This window comes from Streptomyces sp. V2I9, assembly GCF_030817475.1.
In the GTDB taxonomy this organism is placed as follows: Bacteria; Actinomycetota; Actinomycetes; order Streptomycetales; family Streptomycetaceae; genus Streptomyces.
Genome location: NZ_JAUSZJ010000002.1, coordinates 1,675,911 through 1,697,504 on the forward strand (window position 1 = coordinate 1,675,911; position 21,594 = coordinate 1,697,504).

The 21,594-nt window shown below is 71.0% G+C and carries 17 protein-coding genes and 1 pseudogene; 7 read left to right on the top strand and 11 right to left on the bottom strand.

Features of this window, described 5'->3' with window-relative positions; translation table 11 throughout:
* Positions 1-3: 3 nt before the first annotated feature.
* The 3 genes and pseudogenes from QFZ71_RS07495 to QFZ71_RS07505 form a co-directional block, all read right to left on the bottom strand.
* Complete coding sequence (locus QFZ71_RS07495) at positions 4-858, bottom strand: HAD family hydrolase (RefSeq protein ID WP_307667475.1); 855 nt, start codon at positions 856-858, stop codon at positions 4-6.
* Positions 855-3,507 (bottom strand): annotated as a pseudogene (locus QFZ71_RS07500) (phosphoribosyltransferase). Before QFZ71_RS07500 ends, QFZ71_RS07495 begins: the two are co-directional and overlap by 4 nt.
* A gap of 10 nt (positions 3,508-3,517) precedes the next feature.
* A complete protein-coding gene (locus QFZ71_RS07505) occupies positions 3,518-4,756 on the bottom strand; it encodes an HpcH/HpaI aldolase/citrate lyase family protein (RefSeq protein ID WP_307667476.1) in 1,239 nt (412 codons plus the stop codon).
* A gap of 212 nt (positions 4,757-4,968) precedes the next feature.
* On the opposite strand from QFZ71_RS07505, the gene QFZ71_RS07510 reads away from it, so the two are divergent.
* Positions 4,969-5,850 (top strand): TerD family protein, encoded by an 882-nt coding sequence (locus QFZ71_RS07510; protein WP_307667477.1) that lies wholly within the window; start codon positions 4,969-4,971, stop codon positions 5,848-5,850.
* Between the two features lie 55 nt (positions 5,851-5,905).
* Here QFZ71_RS07510 and QFZ71_RS07515 read toward each other — a convergent pair whose 3' ends face one another.
* The 6 genes from QFZ71_RS07515 to QFZ71_RS07540 all read right to left on the bottom strand — a co-directional run bounded on the left by QFZ71_RS07515 (position 5,906) and on the right by QFZ71_RS07540 (position 10,521).
* Positions 5,906-6,640, bottom strand: coding sequence for a Tellurium resistance (locus tag QFZ71_RS07515; protein WP_307667478.1), 735 nt, complete (start codon positions 6,638-6,640; stop codon positions 5,906-5,908).
* 153 nt (positions 6,641-6,793) lie between these two features.
* Complete coding sequence (locus tag QFZ71_RS07520; protein WP_307667479.1) at positions 6,794-7,942, bottom strand: DUF475 domain-containing protein; 1,149 nt, start codon at positions 7,940-7,942, stop codon at positions 6,794-6,796.
* A 70-nt stretch (positions 7,943-8,012) separates the two neighbouring features.
* Positions 8,013-8,588, bottom strand: a complete 576-nt coding sequence (locus QFZ71_RS07525; RefSeq protein WP_007452411.1) for a TerD family protein — start codon at positions 8,586-8,588, stop codon at positions 8,013-8,015.
* A 129-nt stretch (positions 8,589-8,717) separates the two neighbouring features.
* On the bottom strand, positions 8,718-9,293 hold the full coding sequence (locus tag QFZ71_RS07530; RefSeq protein ID WP_307667480.1) for a TerD family protein: 576 nt from the start codon (positions 9,291-9,293) through the stop codon (positions 8,718-8,720).
* 138 nt (positions 9,294-9,431) lie between these two features.
* Positions 9,432-9,890: a peroxiredoxin gene (locus QFZ71_RS07535; RefSeq protein ID WP_307667481.1), complete on the bottom strand. Its 459-nt coding sequence runs from the start codon at positions 9,888-9,890 to the stop codon at positions 9,432-9,434.
* A 193-nt stretch (positions 9,891-10,083) separates the two neighbouring features.
* Positions 10,084-10,521 carry a DUF3052 domain-containing protein gene (locus QFZ71_RS07540; RefSeq protein WP_073769554.1) on the bottom strand — a complete coding sequence of 146 codons (438 nt, stop codon included), beginning with the start codon at positions 10,519-10,521 and terminating at the stop codon, positions 10,084-10,086.
* Between the two features lie 496 nt (positions 10,522-11,017).
* Between QFZ71_RS07540 and aceE the strand changes: the two genes are divergently transcribed.
* Positions 11,018-13,750 (top strand): pyruvate dehydrogenase (acetyl-transferring), homodimeric type, encoded by a 2,733-nt coding sequence (aceE, locus tag QFZ71_RS07545; protein ID WP_307667482.1) that lies wholly within the window; start codon positions 11,018-11,020, stop codon positions 13,748-13,750.
* Positions 13,751-13,814: 64 nt separating this feature from the next.
* Here aceE and QFZ71_RS07550 read toward each other — a convergent pair whose 3' ends face one another.
* Positions 13,815-14,249, bottom strand: coding sequence for a peptidase inhibitor family I36 protein (locus QFZ71_RS07550; protein WP_307671367.1), 435 nt, complete (start codon positions 14,247-14,249; stop codon positions 13,815-13,817).
* A gap of 200 nt (positions 14,250-14,449) precedes the next feature.
* Positions 14,450-15,943: an MFS transporter gene (locus tag QFZ71_RS07555; RefSeq protein ID WP_373465185.1), complete on the bottom strand. Its 1,494-nt coding sequence runs from the start codon at positions 15,941-15,943 to the stop codon at positions 14,450-14,452.
* Positions 15,944-16,193: 250 nt separating this feature from the next.
* On the opposite strand from QFZ71_RS07555, the gene QFZ71_RS07560 reads away from it, so the two are divergent.
* The 5 genes from QFZ71_RS07560 to QFZ71_RS07580 all read left to right on the top strand — a co-directional run bounded on the left by QFZ71_RS07560 (position 16,194) and on the right by QFZ71_RS07580 (position 21,529).
* Positions 16,194-16,847: a TetR family transcriptional regulator gene (locus tag QFZ71_RS07560; RefSeq protein WP_307667484.1), complete on the top strand. Its 654-nt coding sequence runs from the start codon at positions 16,194-16,196 to the stop codon at positions 16,845-16,847.
* A 156-nt stretch (positions 16,848-17,003) separates the two neighbouring features.
* On the top strand, positions 17,004-18,212 hold the full coding sequence (locus tag QFZ71_RS07565; protein WP_307667485.1) for an alpha/beta hydrolase: 1,209 nt from the start codon (positions 17,004-17,006) through the stop codon (positions 18,210-18,212).
* An 86-nt stretch (positions 18,213-18,298) separates the two neighbouring features.
* Positions 18,299-19,264, top strand: coding sequence for a DUF4429 domain-containing protein (locus QFZ71_RS07570; protein ID WP_307667486.1), 966 nt, complete (start codon positions 18,299-18,301; stop codon positions 19,262-19,264).
* Between the two features lie 217 nt (positions 19,265-19,481).
* Positions 19,482-20,843 (top strand): sensor histidine kinase, encoded by a 1,362-nt coding sequence (locus tag QFZ71_RS07575; RefSeq protein ID WP_307667487.1) that lies wholly within the window; start codon positions 19,482-19,484, stop codon positions 20,841-20,843.
* On the top strand, positions 20,840-21,529 hold the full coding sequence (locus QFZ71_RS07580; RefSeq protein ID WP_307667488.1) for a response regulator transcription factor: 690 nt from the start codon (positions 20,840-20,842) through the stop codon (positions 21,527-21,529). The genes QFZ71_RS07575 and QFZ71_RS07580 overlap by 4 nt, the downstream gene beginning before the upstream one ends.
* The last annotated feature ends 65 nt before the right edge of the window (positions 21,530-21,594 follow it).

A 21,594-nucleotide genomic window follows, 5' to 3' on the forward strand; every position in this document is an offset into this window, starting at 1 on the left:
CGCTCACGCAGCGGAAGCCGCCAGGAACCGGCGCAGGATCTCCTCCCCCGCCAGGCCGCCGCGCTCCTCCAGCGCCACCACGTGCGGGGCCCGCCAGCCCTCGTCGGCCAGTTCGCCGTGTCCGGGACGCCAGGCGAGATCGGCGGCGAGCAGCAGGTCGGCGTCGAGGAGGGAGTCCCCGGCGGCGAGCGTGCGTGTCGCACCGGTGCGGCGGGCGACCTCGTGCATCGCGGCGCTCTTGGTGAGCGGCGCGGGGACGGCGTAGATCTTGCGGCCCTGGAGGGAGACCGTCCAGCCGCGCGGCCGGGCCCAGGCGGCCAGCTCCTTCACCCACTCCTCGGGCAGGAGGGAGCGTTCGACGACGAGGTAGGCGAAGAGGTCCTCGGCGACCCGCTCCTTGAGGAGCCAGGCCGGGTCGGCGGTCGTGGCGAGATGGGCGCGGATCTCGGTCAGCGGCGCGCACTCGGCCGCGATCCGGCCCGCCACCTGCCGCTGCCAGTCGGGGTCGGAGACGCCGTCGACCAGGATGTGACCGCCGTTGGCGCAGATCGCGTACCGGGGGACGGGGCCCGGAAGGTGGATGCGTCCGTACTGCTCGCGGGTGCGGGTGGTGGTCGGCACGAAGACGGTGGAGGTGGCCACCTCGGTGAGCAGCGCGGCCGCCGTCTCCGTCAGGTACGAGAGGGGTTTGTGGCCGTACACCTCGACGCACAGGAGCCGGGGGGCCTCCGCGTCCGGCATGGGCAGGTCGAGCGAGGCCGCCGAGTAGATCAGCGTACGGTCGAGGTCGCTCGCCACCAGGGTCGTCGGCGCCCCCGCGGCGTCCGGCGTGGCCGGTGCGGTCGTGTCCGTGTTCATGCGCCCTCCACCGCCTCGCCGTCGGCGGCCACCGGGCTCCCGCCCGCCACCGCCTTGCCGTCCGCGCCCGTCGCGCCGCGCGTGAAGCGGGGGTGGATCAGGCCGACACAGCTGTACGGGAGATCGCCGACCTCCTCGACCGGGACGCCGCGCTGTTCGGCCAGCAGCCGGATGTGTTCGAGGTCGGCGCCCGCGCCGCGCCGGGCGAGGATCTTCCAGGGAACGCGGCCGGAGCAGCACACGGGTGGTCTCGCCGACGCCCGGCTTGACCAGGTTGACGTCGTGGATGCCGTACTCCTCACTGATCCGCTCGACGGCTGCCCAGCCCTCCCAGGTCGGGGCGCGGTCGGCGGCGAGCAGTTCCTTCGTCGCGTCGTCGACCTCGGCCGCCACGTCGTCGAACCGCGCGGCGACCGTGTCGAGGAAGTGGCCGGACACGTCGGACGCGGCCAGTTCCCGGTAGAACTTCCCGCCGTGGAAGTCGTTCGGCCCGACCAGATCGGCGCGGAGCACCGTACGGGAGATGAGGCCGGAGACGGTGGAGTTGAGGCAGGCCGAGGGGATGAGGAAGTCCTCGCGGGTGCCGTACGTCCGCACACAGCCGCCGGGGTCGGCGAGCACCGCGATCGCCGGGTCGAATCCGGCCGGGCCGCCCGATGCCTCGAACGCGTCGATGGCCTCCGCCAGTTCGCGGGTGATCGCGCCCTTCCCCGTCCATCCGTCGACGAACACCACGTCGGCCGGGTCGTGGTGGGCGGCCAGCCAGCGCAGGGCGGTGGCGTCGATGCCCCGGCCCCGGACGATGGAGATGGCGTAGTGCGGCAGGTCCAGGCCGTGCCGGTGCTGGGCCCAGCGGCGCATCAGCACCCCGACCGGGGTCCCGGCGCGGGCGAGCGAGACGAGGACGGGGCGGGGGCCGCGTTCGGCCAGGACCGTCTCGGTGACGGTGCCGACCGCGCGGGCGATCCGGGCGGCGGAGGTCTCCAGGGCCGCGGTGAACAGCGCCTGGTACGCGGGGCTCGGCTGGTACTCGACGGGCAGCGACTCCGCGTAGTGCGCGCCGCCGCTCTGGATGGCCTCCTCGCGCTCCTCGGTCGGCGCCTCCAGCTCGGTGTCCGAGAGGTCCTGGAGCAGCCAGCCGACCTCGTCGGGCGCGTAACTGGAGAAGTCGGGGCCTCGGAGGGGCTCGGGCAGCACGGCGGGCTCCTGACGGGGGGCGGGTTCGGTACGGGGAACGGGGGCGGGGCCAGGGACGTACGAGGGCACCATCGCGAGAAGGACCTGGCCGGTGTGTTCGGCGAGCCGGGCCAGCAGCCCGTCGGGGGCGTGCAGTTCGGGGGTGTCGGCGGTGGAGTCGACGACGGCGACCACCGCGTCGAACCCGGCCCCCGCCACGTTGTACGCGTACCGGTCGCCGGGGCCGTCCGCCGGGTCGTCGTGGGCGGGGAAGACGAGCCGGGTGCGTATCGCGTAGCCGGGGTCGTCGACGGCCAGGACGGGCGAGCGGGTGGTGGTGGAGTAGCGCACTTCGGCGTCGGCCCCCAGGGCCTCTTCGAGGGCGGTGCCGAGCCGGAGCGGGGCGTACATCAGCTCCTCGAAGCCGAGGACGAGGACCCGGCGAGGGGTCCGGCCCCGGCCCGGCGCGCCGGAGTCCGGAGCGGCGCCCGGCGTTCCGGCGTCCAGGGCGGCCGCGATCCGGTCCGCCATGGCCGGGAGCGCCGCTTCCAGGGCTGCCCGGTGGGCCGGGGTGAAGCCGTGACGCCCGCCGTCGGGTACACCCGCCGGCCAGTGGAGTTCGACGCGCGTGACGGGGGCGGGAGCCGGCACGGAGGGCGGCGCGGAGACGGGATTCCGGGCCTCCTGCTCCGCGACCAGGGCCTGGCCCCGTTCCAGTACGCCGTCCGGCAGGGTCACCGTCCCGGTGCCGCGGGTCACCAGGTCGACGCGGGCGCCGATCTCGGTGGCGAAGGCGGTCAGCCGGTCGCGGTCGCCGGCCGAGCGCATGTCCACCAGAGCGACGATGACGTACCGCTCGCGCGGGTGCAGGGCGTGCAGCGCGCGGATGGTGTTCAGGACGGTGTTGCCGGTGGAGAACTCGTCGTCCACCAGGACCAGCGTGGACGTGTCCGGGAGGTCCGGGACGCCCGACACGTCGGGGACGCCGGACGCGTCCGCCCCGGATCCGCCTGCCAGCAGGTCGCGGTCCTCCGGCAGGAGCAGGTGCGAGGTGGCGTGCGAGTGGGACTCCTCGAAGCCGCCCGCCTGCTCGACGCCCGCCACCGGGCGCCGGGTGGAGTGCAGGTACGGGGCGTCCCGCAGGCCGTCCGCCACGGCGTGGCCGAGACCGGTGGCCGTTTCCGCGTACCCGAGGACCACCGCGCGGCGCGCCTTGTGGGGACCGAGCAGCGCCCGGACCCGCTCACCGAGCTCGTACCCGGCCCCGTGGACGATCGAGGGCCGCTGCGGAACGTGCTTGCCCAGCACGTTGGAGACCAGCAGATGCGCCCGCTTGGGGTTCCGGCGCAGGGCCAGCCCCAGCAGGTCCCTGAGCTCTCCGTCGCCTTCGAGGGCGATACCCAGCCGCTCGGCCACCCAGTCGCCCGACCACACCACGTCCACGGCCTCTTCTCCTGTCGCGCGCTCGCTCATCGACGCGCGCTCATGTCGTCAGCCCGGCGGCCAGCAGGTCCACGAAGCCGACGTCTTCCCTCGCCACCCCGAACGCCTCGGCGCGCAGCAGTGTGCGCTCGGCCCAGGCCCGGTGGGGCTTCACCTCGTTCATCTTGTTCGTGTAGGCCGAGCGCAGCACCCCGCCGCCCCCGCGCTCGGGGCTCAGGATGTCCCGGGCGTCGGTGTACTCCTCGTGACTGACCACGGACAGCGCGTGGACCGGCGCCACGTGCGACGGGTGGATGCAGGTCTTGCCGAGCAGCCCGTTGGCGCGGTCGAGCTCGATCTCCCTCAGCAGCCCGTCGAGGTCGTGCTCGATCAGCGCCGTGCGCAGCTCCTCGGCCCGGCCCTCCAGGAAGGGGCTGCGGCGCAGCTGGGGCTTGAACATGCGCTCCTGGCGGCGGAAGTACTCCCAGACCGGTCCGGTGATCGTGAAGCCGGAGCCGTCCGCCCGGCCGAGCACGTTGACCACGTCGGCGATCACGGAGGCGACGATGTGGACGTCGTACGCCGTCATGTCGGGGGCCCGGCGCAGGCCGTAGGCGGAGCAGAAGTCGGTCACGCCGAGCCTCAGGGCGAGTACCCGGTCCCGGTATTTGTCGACGCTGCGGGCGATGCCCCGGAGGATTTCGCCGCGCGTCTCCAGGTGGAGCAGCTCGGGGGATTCGAGGACCGGCATGGCGAAGAGGCGTCGTCCGCACGCCGCCTCGGCCTCGGCGAGCGCCTCCAGGAAGTGGCGACCCCGCTCCTCGGTGAATTTGGGAAGTACGAAACCGGACAACATGCGGACCGAGTCGCCGAGGCGTCGCACGAGGTCGGTGATCTGACCCGGTTCCCGTACGCGGATGAAGAGGAGCGGTACGCCGGCGTCGGCCGCTCCGGTGGCCGCGTCGGGGCCCCGCTCGCCGGACTCCACCGTTCCGCTCTCGGGCGCCGCTGCCGCCCCGCGGGCGGCGAGGTCGGCGAACTGCCTGATCAGGTTGGCTTCGGCCTCGGTCACCTCGGCGTCGTCGATCGAGTCCTCCAGGCACAGCACCATGGAGACGACACCGCGCGCGGCCTGCTTGAGCACATCGTCGGCGAGTGTCGGGCGGGTGGCCGGGGAGTAGAGCGTGGCCCCCAGGGCGACGGAGAGCATGCGGGCCGGGGAGTCGGCGGTGAAGACGCGGGGCTCCCGGTGGAACAGGCCCTCGCGGGCAGTGGGCGATATATGCCCGAAGTGACGCATTCTTTTCCCCCGAACTGCCTGACCGACCGAACAACACATGGCCGGTAATAGTACGTATGGACGGGTGTCAACAGTTCCCCATGTACATGAATTTCCGGTTACCCGCCTCTTGTCCGGCCATCCGCCGCGGTATCGTCGCGCCCTGCCCGCGCCGCCGCCGGGTACATTCGTGCTGCCCCCCGCGTTGTCCGCACGGGCTCCCAGCAGGCAGGATGACGGTCATGACGCACACGATGCTGAAGGGCTCGAACGTCCCCGTCGATGCCACGGCCGTTCGGGCCGTACTGCGCTGGACCCCGGGCGCCGGGGTTCCCGACGTGGACGCCTCCGCCCTGCTCCTCGGTGCGTCGGGCCGTGTGCGCTCCGACGAGGACTTCGTCTTCTACAACCAGCCCCGGCACCCCTCCGGCCTGGTCCGGCGGCTGCCGAAGCGCAGTGTCCCGGAAGGGCTGACGGACACGGTCGAGGCGGACCTCGGGGCGCTCGACACGTCGGTGGACCAGGTGGTCATCGCGGCCTCCTCCGACGGGGCGGCCTTCGAGCAGGTGCCGGACCTGCGGATTCTGCTGTTCGACGCCGCGTTCGCCGAGGGCGAGCCGCTGGCGGTGTTCGACGTCAGGCCGGAGACCGGGGAAGAGACGGCGATCATCTGCGGAGAGCTCTACCGCCGCGGCGAGGGCTGGAAGTTCCGCGCCGTCGGTCAGGGGTATCCCACCGGCCTGATCGGCCTGGCCACCGCCTTCGGCATCTCGGTGGACGACTCGGAAGCGGCGGACGGGGGGCAGGACCCGGACGCACCGGCGGGTGCGGGGCAGCTCCCGGCCGCCGTGCCGCCGCCTCCGGCCGTGCCCCCGCACGTCCCCACACCGGCCGGTGCGGGCCCCGACGCGCAGGCCACGGTCCAGCATCAGCAGCCCTCGTACGGCTATCCGCGCCCGGCCGCGGCCGGAGGGGCCCACCAACCGGCGTACGGCTATCCGCAGTCCGCCGAGCCGCCCGCGTACGGCTATCCGCAGCCGGCGGCAGCCGCCGCGCACGCGCCCGACCCTCATTTCGTGCTGCCTCCCCAAGGTCCGCAGTTCCTCCGGTCCTGAGCCCGCACGGGACGGGACGGGACCCGCTCCACCGCGACACCGGTGCGCGCCCGGCTCAGGTGCGGGACTTGTAGCCCCGCCCCCATTGCATGCCGTAGCCGTACAGCCGGTCCAGCTCCGACTGGAAGCCGTACACGAACTTCACCTCGCGCCGCACGATCAGCTCGTCCTTCACGTTCTCCACGGTGAACACCGCGCAGGAGCGGGCCTGCGGAGCGCGCTCGTCCAGCTCGATCTCGATGCGCGGCCCGTTGCCCGGGTAGAGCGTGACCTTGGCGTGCGTCCGGTCGAAGGCGGGCGTCCGGTCGTAGATGTAGACGAAGAACAGCAGGCGCTTGATCTGGTCGCGCTGGTCGAGGTTGACGTAGACCGTCTCGCCGGAGGGCGCGCCGAACCGGTCGTCGCCGCTGAGCCGGACGTACGGCGGGCCGTTGAGGTCGCCGATGAGGCTGCCCAGCGGCTGCACGACCCCCTTGGTGCCGTCCGTCAGCTCGTACATGCAGCCGAGGTCCAGGTCGACGTTGACCACGCCCTGGGTGTGCGCCTGGACCACTTCCGGCTGGAAGAACTGGAGGGGGTTCCGCAGCCGGCCGCTCCGGCGCGAGCGGCCCTCGATGTCCGAGGTCCGCATCCGCCAGGAGAGATTGACCCTCAGGTTGCCCGAGAGGGCGCCCTGTTTGTTGAGCGAGATCGTGGCGTTGCGTTTGGACAGCACGATCGCGCTCGACGTCGAGTTGCCCGAGTCGAACTGCGCCGCACGTCCCGGCCACAGGCCGTCGAAGAATCCCATGCCAACCCCCACCCTGTTCGCGCCTGGTGTTCGCGCCGCTCGTACGCGCCCGGACATCGCAGCGGGGCGGCCACCGGGCCGGGTCCGGGAGATCCCGGAGAGCCGTCGCCGTGTGGGCCGCCCCGCCAAGAGCGTTCCTCAATCCCTGCCGGGTCACACCCCGGCGGACACCTCGGACTTGCTTCCCGAGCCGCCGTCGCCGGATTCCGCGGCGAGCGCGCGGTTGCGCCTGACCGAGGACCAGAAGGAGAGGGCGATCAGGATCACCCCGACCGAGCCGGTGATCAGCTCGTTGATCTCGTACTGGATGGTGATCAGCAGGATGACGGAGAGCGCGCCGATCGCGTAGTGCGCTCCGTGCTCCAGGTAGACGTAGTCGTCGAGCGTGCCCTCGCGCACCAGGTAGACGGTGAGCGAACGGACGTACATGGCGCCGATGCCGAGGCCGAGGGCCATCAGCACGATCTCGTTGGTGATGGCGAAGGCGCCGATGACGCCGTCGAAGGAGAACGAGGCGTCCAGGACTTCCAGGTAGAGGAAGAGGAAGAACGCGGCCTTGCCGGCGAGGGCGACCCCGGTGACGGGCTTGCCCTTCTTCTTGGCCTCCTCCTCGGCCTCGTGCTCCCGCTCCTCTTCCTCTTCGAGCTTGTTCTCGAAGAAGCCGGAGAGCCCGCCGACGATCAGGTAGGTGATCAGACCGGCGATACCGGAGAGCATGACCGTCGACGCCTTGTCGGCGTGCCCGCCGCCGTGCTGGTGCGCGTGGGTGGCGAAGGTCAGGGCGGAGATCAGGAGGACGATCAGCGCGACGCAGACCGAGAGCATGTCGACCTTGCCGAGCTTGGCGAGCGGACGCTCGATCCAGCGCAGCCAGTGGATGTCCCGGTCCTCGTCGAAGATGAAGTCGAGGAAGATCATGATCAGGAACATGCCACCGAAGGCGGCGATCGACGGATGGGCGTCCGTGACCAGTTCCTTGTACTTGTCCGGGTCGTTGAAGGACAGGTCGATGGCCTCGATCGGTCCGAGCTGCGCGCTCACGGCCACGATCACGACGGGGAACACCAGTCGCATACCGAAGACGGCGATGAGAATGCCGATGGTCAGGAAGATCTTCTGCCAGAAGGCATTCATCTTCTTCAGGATTCCGGCGTTGATCACCGCGTTGTCGAAGGACAGCGAGATCTCCAGGACGGACAGGATCGCGACGATGCCGAAGGCCTGCCACCCCCCGTAGATGACCGCCGCGACCAGGCCGAGCGCGGTGACCGCGAACGACCAGCCGAAGGTTTTCAGTACCACTGGCTACCCCATCGTGTTATGTAACGGGTCTCCCCCGGTGTGTCGGGGCTCCCCCGCGCCGTGCGCGGCGTTATGAAACGTTGACGCCGAAGTCTAGAGCGATGCCTCGCAGGCCGGACGCGTACCCCTGGCCGACTGCACGGAATTTCCACTCGCCGTTGTACCGGTACAGCTCGCCGAAGATCATCGCGGTCTCCGTCGAGGCGTCCTCGCTCAGGTCGTAGCGGGCCAGTTCCTGGCCGTCGGCCTGGTTGACCACCCGGATGAAGGCGTTGCTGACCTGACCGAAAGCCTGGCCCCGGTTGTCCGCGTCGTGGATCGAGACCGGGAAGACGATCTTGTCGCAGTGGGCGGGGACCTGGTCGAGGCGGACGATGACGGACTCGTCGTCGCCGTCGCCCTCACCGGTCAGGTTGTCCCCGGTGTGCTCGACGGAGCCGTCCGGGCTCGTGAGGTTGTTGTAGAAGACGAACCACTCGTCACCGAGGACCCGGCCCGACTGGCACAGCAGCGCGCTGGCGTCGAGGTCGAAGTCGGCCCCCGTGGTGGAGCGCGCGTCCCAGCCGAGCCCGACCAGCACCTGGGTGAGGTTGGGTGCGACCTTGGAGAGGGAGACGTTGCCTCCCTTGGCGAGCGTGACGCCCATGTGTGTCCTCCCCGAGTCGTGAAAAACGCTGCCGGGCGCTTTCGACGCCCGGTGACGGGCGTCGAAAGCGCCCGGTGACGGGGCGCCCCGCCGGTCGGAACCGGCCGGGCGCCCCCTGGCGCCAGAACGTCAGACGTTGACGCCGAAGTCCTGGGCGATGCCGCGCAGGCCGGAGGCGTATCCCTGGCCGATGGCGCGGAACTTCCACTCGGCACCGTTGCGGTAGAGCTCGCCGAAGACCATGGCGGTCTCCGTCGAGGCGTCCTCGCTCAGGTCGTAGCGGGCGAGCTCGGTGTTGTCGGCCTGGTTGACCACGCGGATGTACGCGTTGCGGACCTGGCCGAAGCTCTGCTGGCGGCTCTCGGCCTCGTAGATCGAGACCGGGAAGACGATCTTGTCGACGTCGGCGGGGACGCCCGCGAGGTTGACCTTGATGACCTCGTCGTCGCCCTCGCCCTCACCGGTGGTGTTGTCACCGGTGTGCTCGACCGAGCCGTCGGGGCTCTTCAGGTTGTTGAAGAAGACGAAGTTGCCGTCGGTGGCGACCTTGCCCTCGGTGTTCGTCAGCAGGGCGCTGGCGTCGAGGTCGAAGTCACCCCCGGTGGTGGTGCGGGCGTCCCAGCCCAGACCGACGATGACCGCGGTCAGGTTGGGCGCGGCCTTGGTCAGCGAGACGTTGCCGCCCTTGCTGAGGCTGACTCCCACGAGTCCTCCAGTAGTTTTCTCAGGGGCCGGCAGACACCAGCGTCCCCGTCGTTCGTTGGCATCGGATCAACGATTGGATCCTAGTGACCGGTTCCCGGCCAAAACAGGCTTTTGACCGGGCGTCGCCAGGAGATCGCCTCAGAGCGCTTCGAGCGCCTTGACGTAGTCGTTCAGGTCGCGGGCGTCCGGGAGGCCGTTGACGACGCTCCAGCGGACGACGCCCTCCTTGTCGATGACGAACGTGCCGCGCACCGCGCAGCCCTTGTCCTCGTCGAAGACGCCGTAGGCCCGAGAGGTCGCGCCGTGGGGCCAGAAGTCGGAGAGCAGCGGGTACTCCAGCCCCTCCTGCTCGGCGAAGACGCGCAGGGTGTGGATGGAGTCGTTGGAGACCGCGAGCAGCTGGACGTCCTCGTTCTCGAAGCGGGGCAGCTCGTCGCGGAGCGCGCACAGCTCCCCGGTGCAGACGCCGGTGAAGGCGAACGGGTAGAACACCAGCACCACGTTCTTCTCGCCACGGAACTCCGACAGCCGCACGGTCCGGCCGTGGTTGTCCTTGAGCTCGAAGTCCGGGGCCTGGCTGCCGACCTCGATCGTCATGGAACACGCATCCCTTCGCCGCTTCTCCGCACCCCGAGACGGTCCGTCCGGGTGACTCCCACCCTACGCACGGGCCGTGGACCGGCCCCCGACGGCCCCTCGGTGTCGCCTGCGGGGCCGTACGGGCGCACGAAAGCCCCCGCGGGCACGGTGTGCGCGCCCGCAGGGGCCTCGATGTGGTGCGAGAAGCGGCTCAGCGCTTGGCCTTGGCCCCCTTGGGGGTGGCCAGACGGCTGCCCGTCCAGTCCTTGCCCGCGCTGATGCTCTTGGTCTGGGCGAGCCCGGCCGTCTGGGCGGCCTCGTTGATGTCGCTCGGTTCGACGTAACCGTCACGGCCGGTCTTCGGCGTCATCAGCCAGACCATCCCGCCGTCCTCGATCAGACCGATGGCATCCACCAGCGCGTCCGTAAGGTCGCCGTCCTCGTCACGGAACCAGAGCAGGACGACGTCGGCGACGTCGTCGTACTCCTCGTCGACGAGTTCCTGGCCGGTAGTGGCCTCAATGCCCTCACGGAGCTCCAGCTCGACGTCTTCGTCGTAGCCGATCTCCTGGACCACCTGTCCGGGCTCGAACCCCAGGCGTGCAGCCGGGTTGGTCCGCTCCTCCGCGTGGTCCGCGGTCGCGCTCACGGGTTGCCTCCTGATCATGTCTTCGGAAAATGCTGTGGCCACGCGCGTGCGCGGGGCGTAGGCCGTAGTCCACACGGGCCCGGCGAATCGCGCAAGTACCCAGCGTGCGAGACCGCCTATACGGTGACGTTCCCTGCCACGTCACCGTAAGTTCCGGCATGCCTCTCCGGCGGCTTCACCGGGTCTCCCCGGATCTCTCCATCCGTTTACGTCCTTCCTCAGCTTATGCCGTTTCGATCCGCCAATCGGATTCGAACAGCCTTTGGGAACGCTTGGACGCCTTGGGCGTAAGGTTGCGGTTTGCCCGTACCCAGCCGCGTACCGCTCATACTCGTGCCCCGCCGAGGAGTTTTCGGAACCTCGGAGTTACCCCACGGTAGAGATGACGTCCGGGCCCTCGCGGTAGCACGATGGAGGCGGCGCGCACACAGTTGTCCCGGGGGTACGTTCCCCGTAACAGACCCCGTAGAGCACCACCGAACAGCGAAGGAACAGTGTGGCTTCCGGATCCGATCGCAACCCGATCATCATTGGCGGCCTTCCGAGCCAGGTCCCGGATTTCGATCCCGAAGAGACCCAGGAATGGCTTGACTCCCTCGACGCCGCCGTCGACGAGCGCGGCCGGGAGAGGGCCCGCTATCTGATGCTCCGGCTCATCGAACGCGCGCGGGAGAAGCGCGTCGCGGTGCCGGAGATGCGCAGCACGGACTACGTGAACACGATCGCCACGAAGGACGAGCCGTTCTTCCCCGGCGACGAGGAGATCGAGCGCAAGATCCTCAACGCGACCCGCTGGAACGCGGCCGTGATGGTCTCGCGGGCGCAGCGGCCGGGGATCGGCGTCGGCGGGCACATCGCCACCTTCGCGTCCTCCGCCTCGCTGTACGACGTGGGCTTCAACCACTTCTTCCGGGGCAAGGACCAGGGCGACGGCGGCGACCAGATCTTCTTCCAGGGGCACGCGTCCCCGGGGATCTACGCCCGCGCGTTCCTGCTGGACCGGCTGAGCGAGGCGCAGCTCGACGCGTTCCGCCAGGAGAAGTCGAAGGCTCCGAACGGGCTGTCCAGCTACCCGCACCCGCGGCTGATGCCGGACTTCTGGGAGTTCCCGACCGTCTCGATGGGCCTCGGCCCGCTCGGCGCGATCTACCAGGCGCGGATGAACCGCTACATGGAGGCGCGCGGGATCGCCGACACCTCGGACTCGCATGTCTGGGCGTACCTGGGCGACGGCGAGATGGACGAGCCGGAGTCGCTGGGCCAGCTCTCCATCGCCGCCCGTGAGGGCCTGGACAACCTGACCTTCGTGGTCAACTGCAACCTCCAGCGCCTCGACGGCCCGGTGCGCGGCAACGGCAAGATCATCCAGGAGCTGGAGTCGCAGTTCCGGGGCGCCGGCTGGAACGTCATCAAGCTGGTCTGGGACCGCTCCTGGGACCCGCTGCTGGCGCAGGACCGCACGGGCATCCTGGTCAACAAGCTGAACACCACGCCGGACGGCCAGTTCCAGACGTACGCCACCGAGACCGGCGCGTACATCCGCGAGCACTTCTTCGGCGACGACCCGCGGCTGCGGGACATGGTCAAGGACATGACCGACCAGCAGATCCTGCACCTGGGCCGCGGCGGCCACGACCACCGCAAGGTCTACGCGGCCTACGCGGCGGCCAAGGCGCACAAGGGCCAGCCGACGGTCATCCTGGCGCAGACGGTCAAGGGCTGGACCCTGGGGCCGAACTTCGAGGGCCGCAACGCGACCCACCAGATGAAGAAGCTCACGGTCGAGGACCTCAAGCGCTTCCGGGACCGCCTGCACATCCCGATCACGGACAAGCAGCTGGACGAGGGCTACCCGCCCTACTACCACCCGGGCCGCGAGTCGGACGAGATCCAGTACATGCACGACCGCCGCCAGGGTCTGGGCGGTTACGTCCCGACGCGGGTGGTCCGGGCGAAGCCACTGCCGCAGCCCGACGACAAGACGTACGCGGCCGCGAAGAAGGGCTCGGGTTCGCAGTCGATCGCCACCACCATGGCGTTCGTCCGCATCCTGAAGGACCTCATGCGGGACAAGGAGATCGGCAAGCGCTTCGTGCTGATCGCCCCCGACGAGTACCGCACCTTCGGCATGGACGCGTTCTTCCCGAGTGCGAAGATCTACAACCCGCTGGGCCAGCAGTACGAGGCGGTCGACCGCGATCTGCTGCTCGCGTACAAGGAGTCCCCCACCGGCCAGATGCTGCACGACGGCATCTCCGAGGCGGGGTGCACGGCCTCGCTGATCGCGGCCGGTTCGGCGTACGCCACCCACGGCGAGCCGCTGATCCCGGTGTACGTCTTCTACTCGATGTTCGGTTTCCAGCGCACCGGTGACCAGTTCTGGCAGATGGCCGACCAGCTCGCGCGCGGTTTCGTGCTGGGCGCGACCGCCGGCCGTACGACGCTGACCGGTGAGGGCCTCCAGCACGCGGACGGCCACTCCCAGCTGCTCGCCTCGACGAACCCCGGCTGTGTCGCGTACGACCCGGCGTACGGGTTCGAGATCGCGCACATCATGAAGGACGGGCTGCGCCGGATGTACGGCGAGGCGAACGAGGACGTCTTCTACTACCTCACCGTCTACAACGAGCCGATCCAGCACCCGGCCGAGCCCGAGAACGTGGACGTCGAGGGCATCCTCAAGGGCATCCACCGCTTCAGCACCGGCGAGAAGGGCGAGATCCCGGCCCAGATCATGGCGTCCGGTGTGGCGGTCCCCTGGGCCCTGGAGGCGCAGAGGATCCTCGCGGACGAGTGGAACGTGAAGGCGGACGTGTGGTCGGCGACCTCCTGGAACGAGCTGCGCCGTGAGGCGGTGGACGTGGAGCGCCACAACCTCCTGCACCCGGAGGAGGAGCAGCGCGTCCCGTACGTGACCAAGAAGCTCGAAGGGGCACAGGGCCCGTTCGTGGCGGTCTCGGACTGGATGCGTTCGGTGCCGGACCAGATCGCGCGCTGGGTGCCGGGCGCCTACCAGTCGCTCGGCGCGGACGGTTTCGGTTTCGCGGACACCCGTGGCGCGGCCCGCCGGTTCTTCCACATCGACGCGCAGTCGATCGTGCTGGCGGTCCTGACCGAGCTGGCCAAGGAGGGCCGGATCGACCGGTCCGCCCTCAAGAAGGCCGTGGACCGCTACGAGCTGCTGGACGTGACCGCGGCCGATCCGGGCGCGGCGGGCGGCGACGCGTAGCCGTAGGAGCGAAGGGCCCGGAGGGGTGGTGGCACGCGCCGCCACCCCTCCGGCACGTCCGGGCTCAGTTCTCCCAGATCTTGAAGGCGCGTACCTGGTACGGGGAGCGGGGCGTCCAGGTCCCGCCGCCGGGGTACGTCTCGAACTCGCCGGTCTCCGCGCACTCGGCGGACTGGTAGGTGGTGACGGGCCGCCCGGTGCGGTTGGCGAGGGACTGGGCGTCACCGCCCTCGGGCAGCGGGACGCAGCTCTCGATGTCGGTGCCGGAGAGCTCGAAGGTGTGACGGGCCCCGGTGAAGTCGGCCTTCTTCCAGAGGCAGAGCCGGCCCGCCTCGCAGTTCCCGAGGCTGACGCCCGGAGCCCGCTCGGGAGCCGCTGCCGCCCGCTCGGGAGCCGCTGCCGCCCGCTCGGGAGCCGCTGCCGCCCGGTCGGGTGCCAGTGCCTGGGGAGCGAGGGCGACGACGGCCAGGGCGGCCGCCGCGAGAACGGTCGTACGCAGGGTCGGAACGGTCGTGCGCATGGTGGATCAACCCCCGTGGTTGGTCGGTGATGTTCTTCCGTCGCTCACTCTGAGTCACGGGGCGAGAGGTGCGGAAGAGCGGCGGGGGCTCACCACCCTGATAGGCGACAGCCCCGCCGAAAGGATTCGGCGGGGCTGTGACCTGCGCTGTGTTGACGAAAGACGCCGCGTCGGACGGGTCAGATGTGACCGACGCCGGCGCCCGCCTCGGCGTTCTCGCCGCGCTTGGTGAGGGTGGCGACGAAGGCCGCGACGACCGCGACGATGCCCGCGACGGTGAAGGCCAGGCCCATGCCGGACATGAAGGTGTCGTGGATGACCCCGCCGATGCGGGCGGCGATGTCCGGCGTCATGCCGGGGGCCTGGTCGAGCCCGCCGGGGACCATGCCGAACTCGGCGGCCTTCTCCAGCCCCGGATCCGCCTCGCCGGGCAGGCCCGCGTCCTTCCAGTTGCCCGCGAATTCGGCGCTGACCTTGGAGGACATGACCGCGCCGAGGACGGCGGTGCCGAGCGCGCCGCCGACCTGCATGGCTGCCTGCTGGAGACCGCCGGCCACACCGGACAGCTCCAGGGGCGCGTTGCCGACGATGACCTCGGTGGCGCCGACCATGACCGGGGCGAGCCCGCAGCCGAGGAGGGCGAACCAGAGGGACATCGTCCAGGTGCCGGTGGACTCGCTGAGCGTGGTCATGCCGAACATCGCGGTGGCCGTGCAGACCATGCCGCCGACCAGCGGGACGCGCGGGCCGAACTTGGTGATCAGCAGGCCCGCCACCGGCGAGGAGACGATCATCATGGCGGTCAGCGGCAGCAGGCGCAGGCCGCTGTCGACCGGGCTGAGGCCGTGGACGCCCTGGAGGAAGAACGTCACGAAGAAGAGGCCGCCCATGAAGGCGAACGCCATCAGGACCATGAGGACGGTGCCGGCCGTCAACGGGACGGAACGGAACATCTTCAGCGGGACGAGGGGCTCCTTCGTCCGGTTCTGCCAGATGCCGAAGGTGATGAAGGCCGCGATGGCGGCGCCCAGCCAGGACCAGGTCCGGCCGTCGCCCCAGCCCCAGGACTCACCGGCCTTGATGATGCCCCAGATGAGGGCGAACATCGCGCTCGAGAGCAGCAGGATGCCGATCAGGTCGAAGGAGCGCGGCGCGTTGGGGGCGCGGTGGTCCCGCAGGATCACCAGGCCGAAGACGAGCGCGAGGACGCCCACGGGCACGTTGATGAAGAAGACCGACTGCCAGCTGACGTGCTCGACGAGGAGGCCGCCGACGATCGGGCCGCCCGCGGTGGACGCGCCGATGACCATGCCCCAGATGCCGATCGCCATGTTCAGCTTCTCGGCGGGGAAGGTGGCGCGCAGCAGGCCGAGCGCGGCCGGCATCAGCAGGGCGCCGAAGAGGCCCTGGAGCACACGGAAGAGGATGACCAGCGAGATCTCGCTGGAGAGGCCGATCGCACCGGAGGCGAGCGCGAAGCCCGCGATGCCGATGAGGAAGGTCTGCCGGTGGCCGAAGCGGTCGCCCAGCTTGCCCGCGGTGATCAGCGCGACGGCGAGGGCGAGCAGATAGCCGTTGGTGATCCACTGGACGTCGGCGAGCGAGGCGTCGAGGTCCCGCTGGATCGCGGGGTTCGCGATGGCGACGATGGTGCCGTCGAGGGCGACCATCATCACACCGATGGCGACGGCGAAGAGGGTCAGCCAGGGGTGGCCGCGAAGCCCCTTGACCGGGGCGGGTACTGCGTTGTCTTCAGGCTCCCGCGGTGCCTTCTCGACGGTGGTCTGACTAGTCATAACGGGGAGACTAGTGACAGTCTCTGACAGTTGACAAACCAATTCACAAGACAGTAACTGTCACGTGGCTCACACAGGGCTCATAGGTATGCTGAGCTGGAGAAATACGGAAAAGAGGGGCCGGTACGTGACCGACGGGCAGGCAGGCGGGTCCCGGGCCGGACTGCGCGAACGCAAGAAACAGCGCACCCGCGACGCCTTGGTGCGCGCCTCCCTCGAACTGTTCACCACGCAGGGATACGAACGCACCACCGTCGATGAGATCGCCGACGCCGTGGAGGTCTCGCAGCGCACCTTCTTCCGCTACTTCGCGAGCAAGGAGGACGCCACCTTCGCGGTGCAGGAGATGGTCGAGTCCCGCTTCATCGAGGAGCTGCGCCGCCGCCCCGCGCACGAGGCCCCCTTCGAGGCCATGCGCGGGGCGGTGCTGTGCGCGTGGAACAGCATCGGCGAGGCGATCGAGGAGGTCGTCACCGTCGATCTGCACATGCGCACCTACCGGATGATCGAGTCGACCCCCACCCTGCTCGCCGCCCATATGCGGCGCGGGGTCGCCCTGGAGAACGAGGTCGCCCTGCTGATCGCGGAGCGCGAGGGGCTCGACGTGGAGCGGGACCCCCGGCCGCGCGTGGCCGTCGCCGCGTTCTCCGCGGTGATGCGGGTGACCGGCCAGCTGTGGGGCCGGGGCCACGATTCCAGCGTGGAGGCGCTGCGCGATCTGACCGAGGAGTACCTCGATCAGCTCGTCCCCGCCCTCGCCCGCGACTGGCGTCAGGGGTAGCACCTCCGCGTCAGCGGCAGGGCGGTCTTCGGCGGTGGCCCGCTCGCAGTGCCGGAGTGACCCTGCGTGAGAAATTAGGGGTTAATCCCTCGCGGACGGGTGATGTACCTCACGCGCATCTCGGAGGTCGGCGCGCGTCTCCTAGGGTGTTCCGCAGTGACTTCCTTCGACACCTCTCCCACGTTGACCGTCTGGCGCGCTCTGCTCGCCCTGGCGGTGGTGTTCGTGATGCTGGCGACGACGGGCTGGAGCGCCGTCCGCGATCAGCACGTGGACGGGGAGCGCGAGCTGGCACTCGCCGCCTGGGCGCGGGACCGGACGGTAGGCCGCGAGCTGCCGGAGGCGGACGCTCCCGCCGCCCGGCTGGCCCGCTTCTTCGCCGGTCTCACCTCGGCGCAGCGCATGGCTCTCGCGGTCCGGCACCCATCGGTGGTGGGGAACATGAACGGAGCGCCGGTCACCGTGCGCTACCGGGCCAATCGGGTGGCTCTCGGGCGCGCCATGACCGTGGAACGGGCGCGGGCCCACGACCCGAAGCTCTCGCCGGACGGCCGGGCCGAGGCACGGGCCCGGCACGACAGGTTCCGCTCGCTGCTCAAGGGGAGACGCCAGATCCTGGCCTTCGACCCGTCCGGGCGGGGCCGTGCGGCCGAGGTGTTCGGGAACCTCGACCGGGCCTCACGGGTCTCCGTCGTCGTTCCGGGCGTGGACACCCATCTGCTGACCCTGGAACGCTCCAAGCGCCGGTACACGGCCCCGGTCGGCATGGCCGAGTCCCTGTACGGCGCGGAGCGCTCGGCCTCGCCGGGCACCCGTACCGCCGTGATCGCGTGGGCCGACTACACCGCCCCGGTCGGGGTCGGTATGGACGCGGCGCTCGGCGGACTCGCGGCCGAGGGCGCGGTCCGGCTGAACGCGCTGGTCGGCGCGCTGCCCGGACGCTCCACGGTGTCGCTGTTCTGCCACAGCTACGGTTCCGTGGTCTGCGGCGTGGCCGCGCACCGGGCCCCGGACCGGGTGGCCGACATCGCGGTCGCGGGCAGCCCCGGCATGCGGGCCGCCCACGCCGGTCAGCTGGAGACCGGCGCCCGGATCTGGGCGATGCGGGACGGGGACGACTGGATCGGGGACGTCCCGCACATGGAGTTCGGCGGGATCGGCCACGGGGCCGACCCGGTGGACCCGGCCTTCGGCGCGCGGGTCGTCTCGGCCGGCGGCGCGGCCGGGCACAGCGGCTACTTCGTGCCGGGCACGGAGAGCCTGGACAACCTCGCCGCGATCGGCGTCGGCTCCTACGGATCGGTCAGCTGCGCGCGTGCCGCCAGCACGTGCCACAGCGGTATTTCCGGCGGCCTGGAGGGCTGACGCGCGGAGAGGCGCGTATCGGGCGGATGAACAGGGACTTGCTTCGAGGGGGGACGTGCGCGACCGTGCCGCATACGATGAGGCACATGGGTGATGTGCTGGCCGGAATTCATGCCGCCTGGGAGTTCGACACCGACTCCGTGCTCATCCGCTTCGAACGGGGCATCCGCACACCGAAGCTCTTCCAGAGCCTGCGGGAGCGCCGCATCCCGTATGCGGCGCTGTCGTCGGTGACGCTGACCCCCGGCAAGCGGGGCACGGTGGTTCTGCGCGCTGCGCCGAGGGCAGGCGCCGATCCCCTGATGGAGGCTGCCTCCGGGCAGCTCAAAGAGGGGTGCGACCCGTACCGCCTGGTGCTTCCGGCGGAGCGGGAGGTGCTCGCCGAGTACTACGCGGACGAGCTGCGGGCCCTGCTGGGTCCGGCCTCCGACGAGCCCGCCGACCGCTTCCTGGTGGCGGCGCCCGAGGCCCCGATGAGCTTCAAGGCCTACGACGGCCGGGCCGGCTTCGACGGTGAGCGGATCTCCTTCCGGTGGTCCTGGACCGGGGCCTCCAGCACCAAGTGGAAGGCCGGCGACCAGACCTTCCGGGTGGGCGAACTGGCTGGAATCGTGTGGCGCTCCCCCGAGGCGCTGGACGGTCATCTGCGGCTGATACCCCGCGCGGCGGCCCCGGTGGACCACCGCACCGGCGGCAGCCTGGGCGAGCCGCTCGGTACCGGCGACCGCACGGACGCGGACGGCGGCTCGCCGGCCGGCGCGCCCGGTGAGCCGTCGGCCGTCCGGCCCGCCGACCAGGACCCGGCGGCCGTGCTGTTCGGGCTGGGGTACGGGCCGGTGCACGAGTCGCTGCCGTTCGCCGCCGCCGTCCTGGAGTCCGTACGCCGGACCCAGCTCGCTCCCGCCGCCGCCCCGGCCCTGGTGAGCGCCGGGCGGCGCGATCCGGCGGACATCGCCGAGCGGATCCACCACCTCGGTGAGCTGCACCGGGCCGGCCTGGTGACGGACGCCGAGTACAGCGCGAAGAAGGCCCAGTTGCTCGCCCAGCTGTGACCCGCGGCCGAACGTCCGGAGCCACCTCCTGCCGGACCTGTCGTCCGGTGCAACACCCCCCAGGACCCGCCGTCCGTACCGGAGCCGCTCCCCGCACCCGACGACGCGTCCGGTTCACGGCGCTTCGGCCCCGTACCCGGGTATGAGACGCCCGGCCCGCGGTCGGAACCACGGTATGACGCCCCGGCCCGCTCGGCCTGCCTAGGCTGACCGGGCCATGTCGATCTCCCCCTCCGGGCCCCCGCCGCCCGCCGACGGCCTGCTGAGCGCCGCCCGCCGCAATCTGCGCGAGCTGGCCCACGGGCTGTCCCACGCCTCCCATCCGCCCGTCCCGCCGCTGGCCAACGCGCCGAAGCGGTGGCAGCGGCTGCTGCCGTACGCCCTGGTGCTCGCCCTGGCCGCGACGTTCATCCCGGTCACCATCACCGTCCTGACCTCGCAGTACGGCGTGCCCGGCGCGCTGGCCGGGGCGCTCGGGGTGGCTCAGGCCGCTCCGCTGCTGATGCTGGCCCACCGGCCCCTCCAGGCGTGGTGGATCATCTTCCCGGCCGATGTCGTGGGCGCGCTGGTGCTGCTGGCCCGCGGCCCCGGAGAGCACGACAGCTGGCCCTGGCCCCCGCCGGTCCTGGTCGCGTACCTCTTCGTGCTGCTGGCCATCGGCCTGCGCGAGACCTGGCGGACCGCCATCGCCGTCTGGACCGTGACCGCCGTGGCGGGGGTGGTGCTCCAGCTGATGGCGCCCTCGGGCCGCGACGCCGGCAGCGCCCTGCTGCTGACGATCCTCGGCGCGGTGGTCCTGGTGATCGGCGGGGTGGTGCGGGAGCGGGGCGAGGCGACCCGGCGCCTGGCCGAGCAGGAGACGATCAGCGAGGCGGAGCGTGCGCAGCGCACGTTGCTGGAGGAGCGGACGCGGATCGCCCGCGAGCTGCACGACGTCGTCGCGCACCACATGTCGGTGATCACCGTGCAGGCGGACTCCGCGCCGTACCGGATCTCCGGGCTGCCGGAGCCCGCGCGGGAGGAGTTCGCCGCCATCGCGGCGGCGGCGCGGGAGTCGCTGGGCGAGATGCGGCGGCTGTTGTCGGTGCTGCGCAGCGACGGCTCGGAGGGCGACCGGACACCGCAGCCGGGTCTGGACCGGCTCCAGCAGTTGGTGGAGGCGACGGTACGGGCCGGACTGCCGGTGGAGTTGTCGCTGGCGGCGGATCTGGGCGAGGTGCCACCGGCGGTGGATCTGTCGGCGTACCGGATCGTGCAGGAGGCGCTGGCCAATGTGGTGCGGCACGCGCCCGGTGCGCGCACGCGGGTCTCGGTCCGGGCGTCGCGGGGCCACCTGAACGTGCTGGTGGTCAACGGGCCCGCACCGAAGCCCGCCGCGCCGCTGGAGAGCGCGGGGACCGGGCACGGGCTGGTGGGGATGCGGGAGCGCGTACGGTTGACCGGCGGCTCGCTGGACACCGGGCCGCTGCCGGACGGCGGGTTCCGGGTGGCGGCGCGGATGCCGCTGCCGCCTGCCGGTTCCCCGTCCGCGTCCACGGACGCGTCCCCTTCCCTGCCGCCTTCTCCGGAGGACCTGTGACCATTCGCGTGATCATCGTCGACGACCAGGCCATGGTGCGGGCGGGGTTCGCGGCGTTGCTGGCGGCGCAGAGCGACATCGACGTGGTGGGCGAGGCGGCGGACGGCCGCCAGGGCGTCGAGGTCAGCCGCAACCAGCATCCCGACGTGGTCCTGATGGACGTCCGGATGCCGGAGATGGACGGACTGGCCGCCGCGCGCGAGCTGTTGAACCCGCCGGTGGGGGTGGTGCACCGGCCGAAGGTCCTGATGCTGACGACGTTCGACGTGGACGACTACGTGTACGAGGCGCTGCGCGCCGGGGCGTCCGGGTTCCTGCTGAAGGACGCGCCGCCCGCCGATCTGATCGCGGCGGTACGGGTGGTGGCGGCCGGGGACGCGCTGCTCGCGCCCTCGGTGACCCGGCGGCTGATCGCGGACTTCGCGGCGCAGCGGCCCGCCGGGGCGACGCGCGGCGGTCAGGCGCTGCGGCTGAACGGGCTGACCCCGCGCGAGAGCGAGGTGCTGGAGCTGATCGCGCGCGGGCTGTCGAACCAGGAGATCGCGGGGCGGCTGGTGCTGGCCGAGCAGACCGTGAAGACCCACATCGGACGGGTGCTCGCCAAACTGGAGCTGCGGGACCGGGCCCAGGCGGTGGTCTTCGCGTACGAGTCGGGGCTGGTGACACCGGGCGACGCGGGGGCGTGAGCCCGCCGATACCGGGGGCGGCTCTGCCCCACCCCCTACCCCGGTATCACTTAGCGTTTGGCTCT

What these genes read in the sequence shown, in the direction of transcription:
- QFZ71_RS07535 (WP_307667481.1), bottom strand. Translation starts at nt 9,890, where the DNA reads ATGACGATCGAGGTCGGCAGCCAGGCCCCGGACTTCGAGCTCAAGGAC.
- QFZ71_RS07570 (WP_307667486.1), top strand. Translation starts at nt 18,299, where the DNA reads ATGGGTGATGTGCTGGCCGGAATTCATGCCGCCTGGGAGTTCGACACC.
- QFZ71_RS07515 (WP_307667478.1), bottom strand. Translation starts at nt 6,640, where the DNA reads ATGGGATTCTTCGACGGCCTGTGGCCGGGACGTGCGGCGCAGTTCGAC.
- QFZ71_RS07505 (WP_307667476.1), bottom strand. Translation starts at nt 4,756, where the DNA reads ATGCGTCACTTCGGGCATATATCGCCCACTGCCCGCGAGGGCCTGTTC.
- QFZ71_RS07495 (WP_307667475.1), bottom strand. Translation starts at nt 858, where the DNA reads ATGAACACGGACACGACCGCACCGGCCACGCCGGACGCCGCGGGGGCG.
- QFZ71_RS07525 (WP_007452411.1), bottom strand. Translation starts at nt 8,588, where the DNA reads ATGGGCGTCACGCTCGCCAAGGGAGGCAACGTCTCCCTCTCCAAGGTC.
- QFZ71_RS07575 (WP_307667487.1), top strand. Translation starts at nt 19,482, where the DNA reads ATGTCGATCTCCCCCTCCGGGCCCCCGCCGCCCGCCGACGGCCTGCTG.
- QFZ71_RS07555 (WP_373465185.1), bottom strand. Translation starts at nt 15,943, where the DNA reads ATGATGGTCGCCCTCGACGGCACCATCGTCGCCATCGCGAACCCCGCG.
- QFZ71_RS07510 (WP_307667477.1), top strand. Translation starts at nt 4,969, where the DNA reads ATGACGGTCATGACGCACACGATGCTGAAGGGCTCGAACGTCCCCGTC.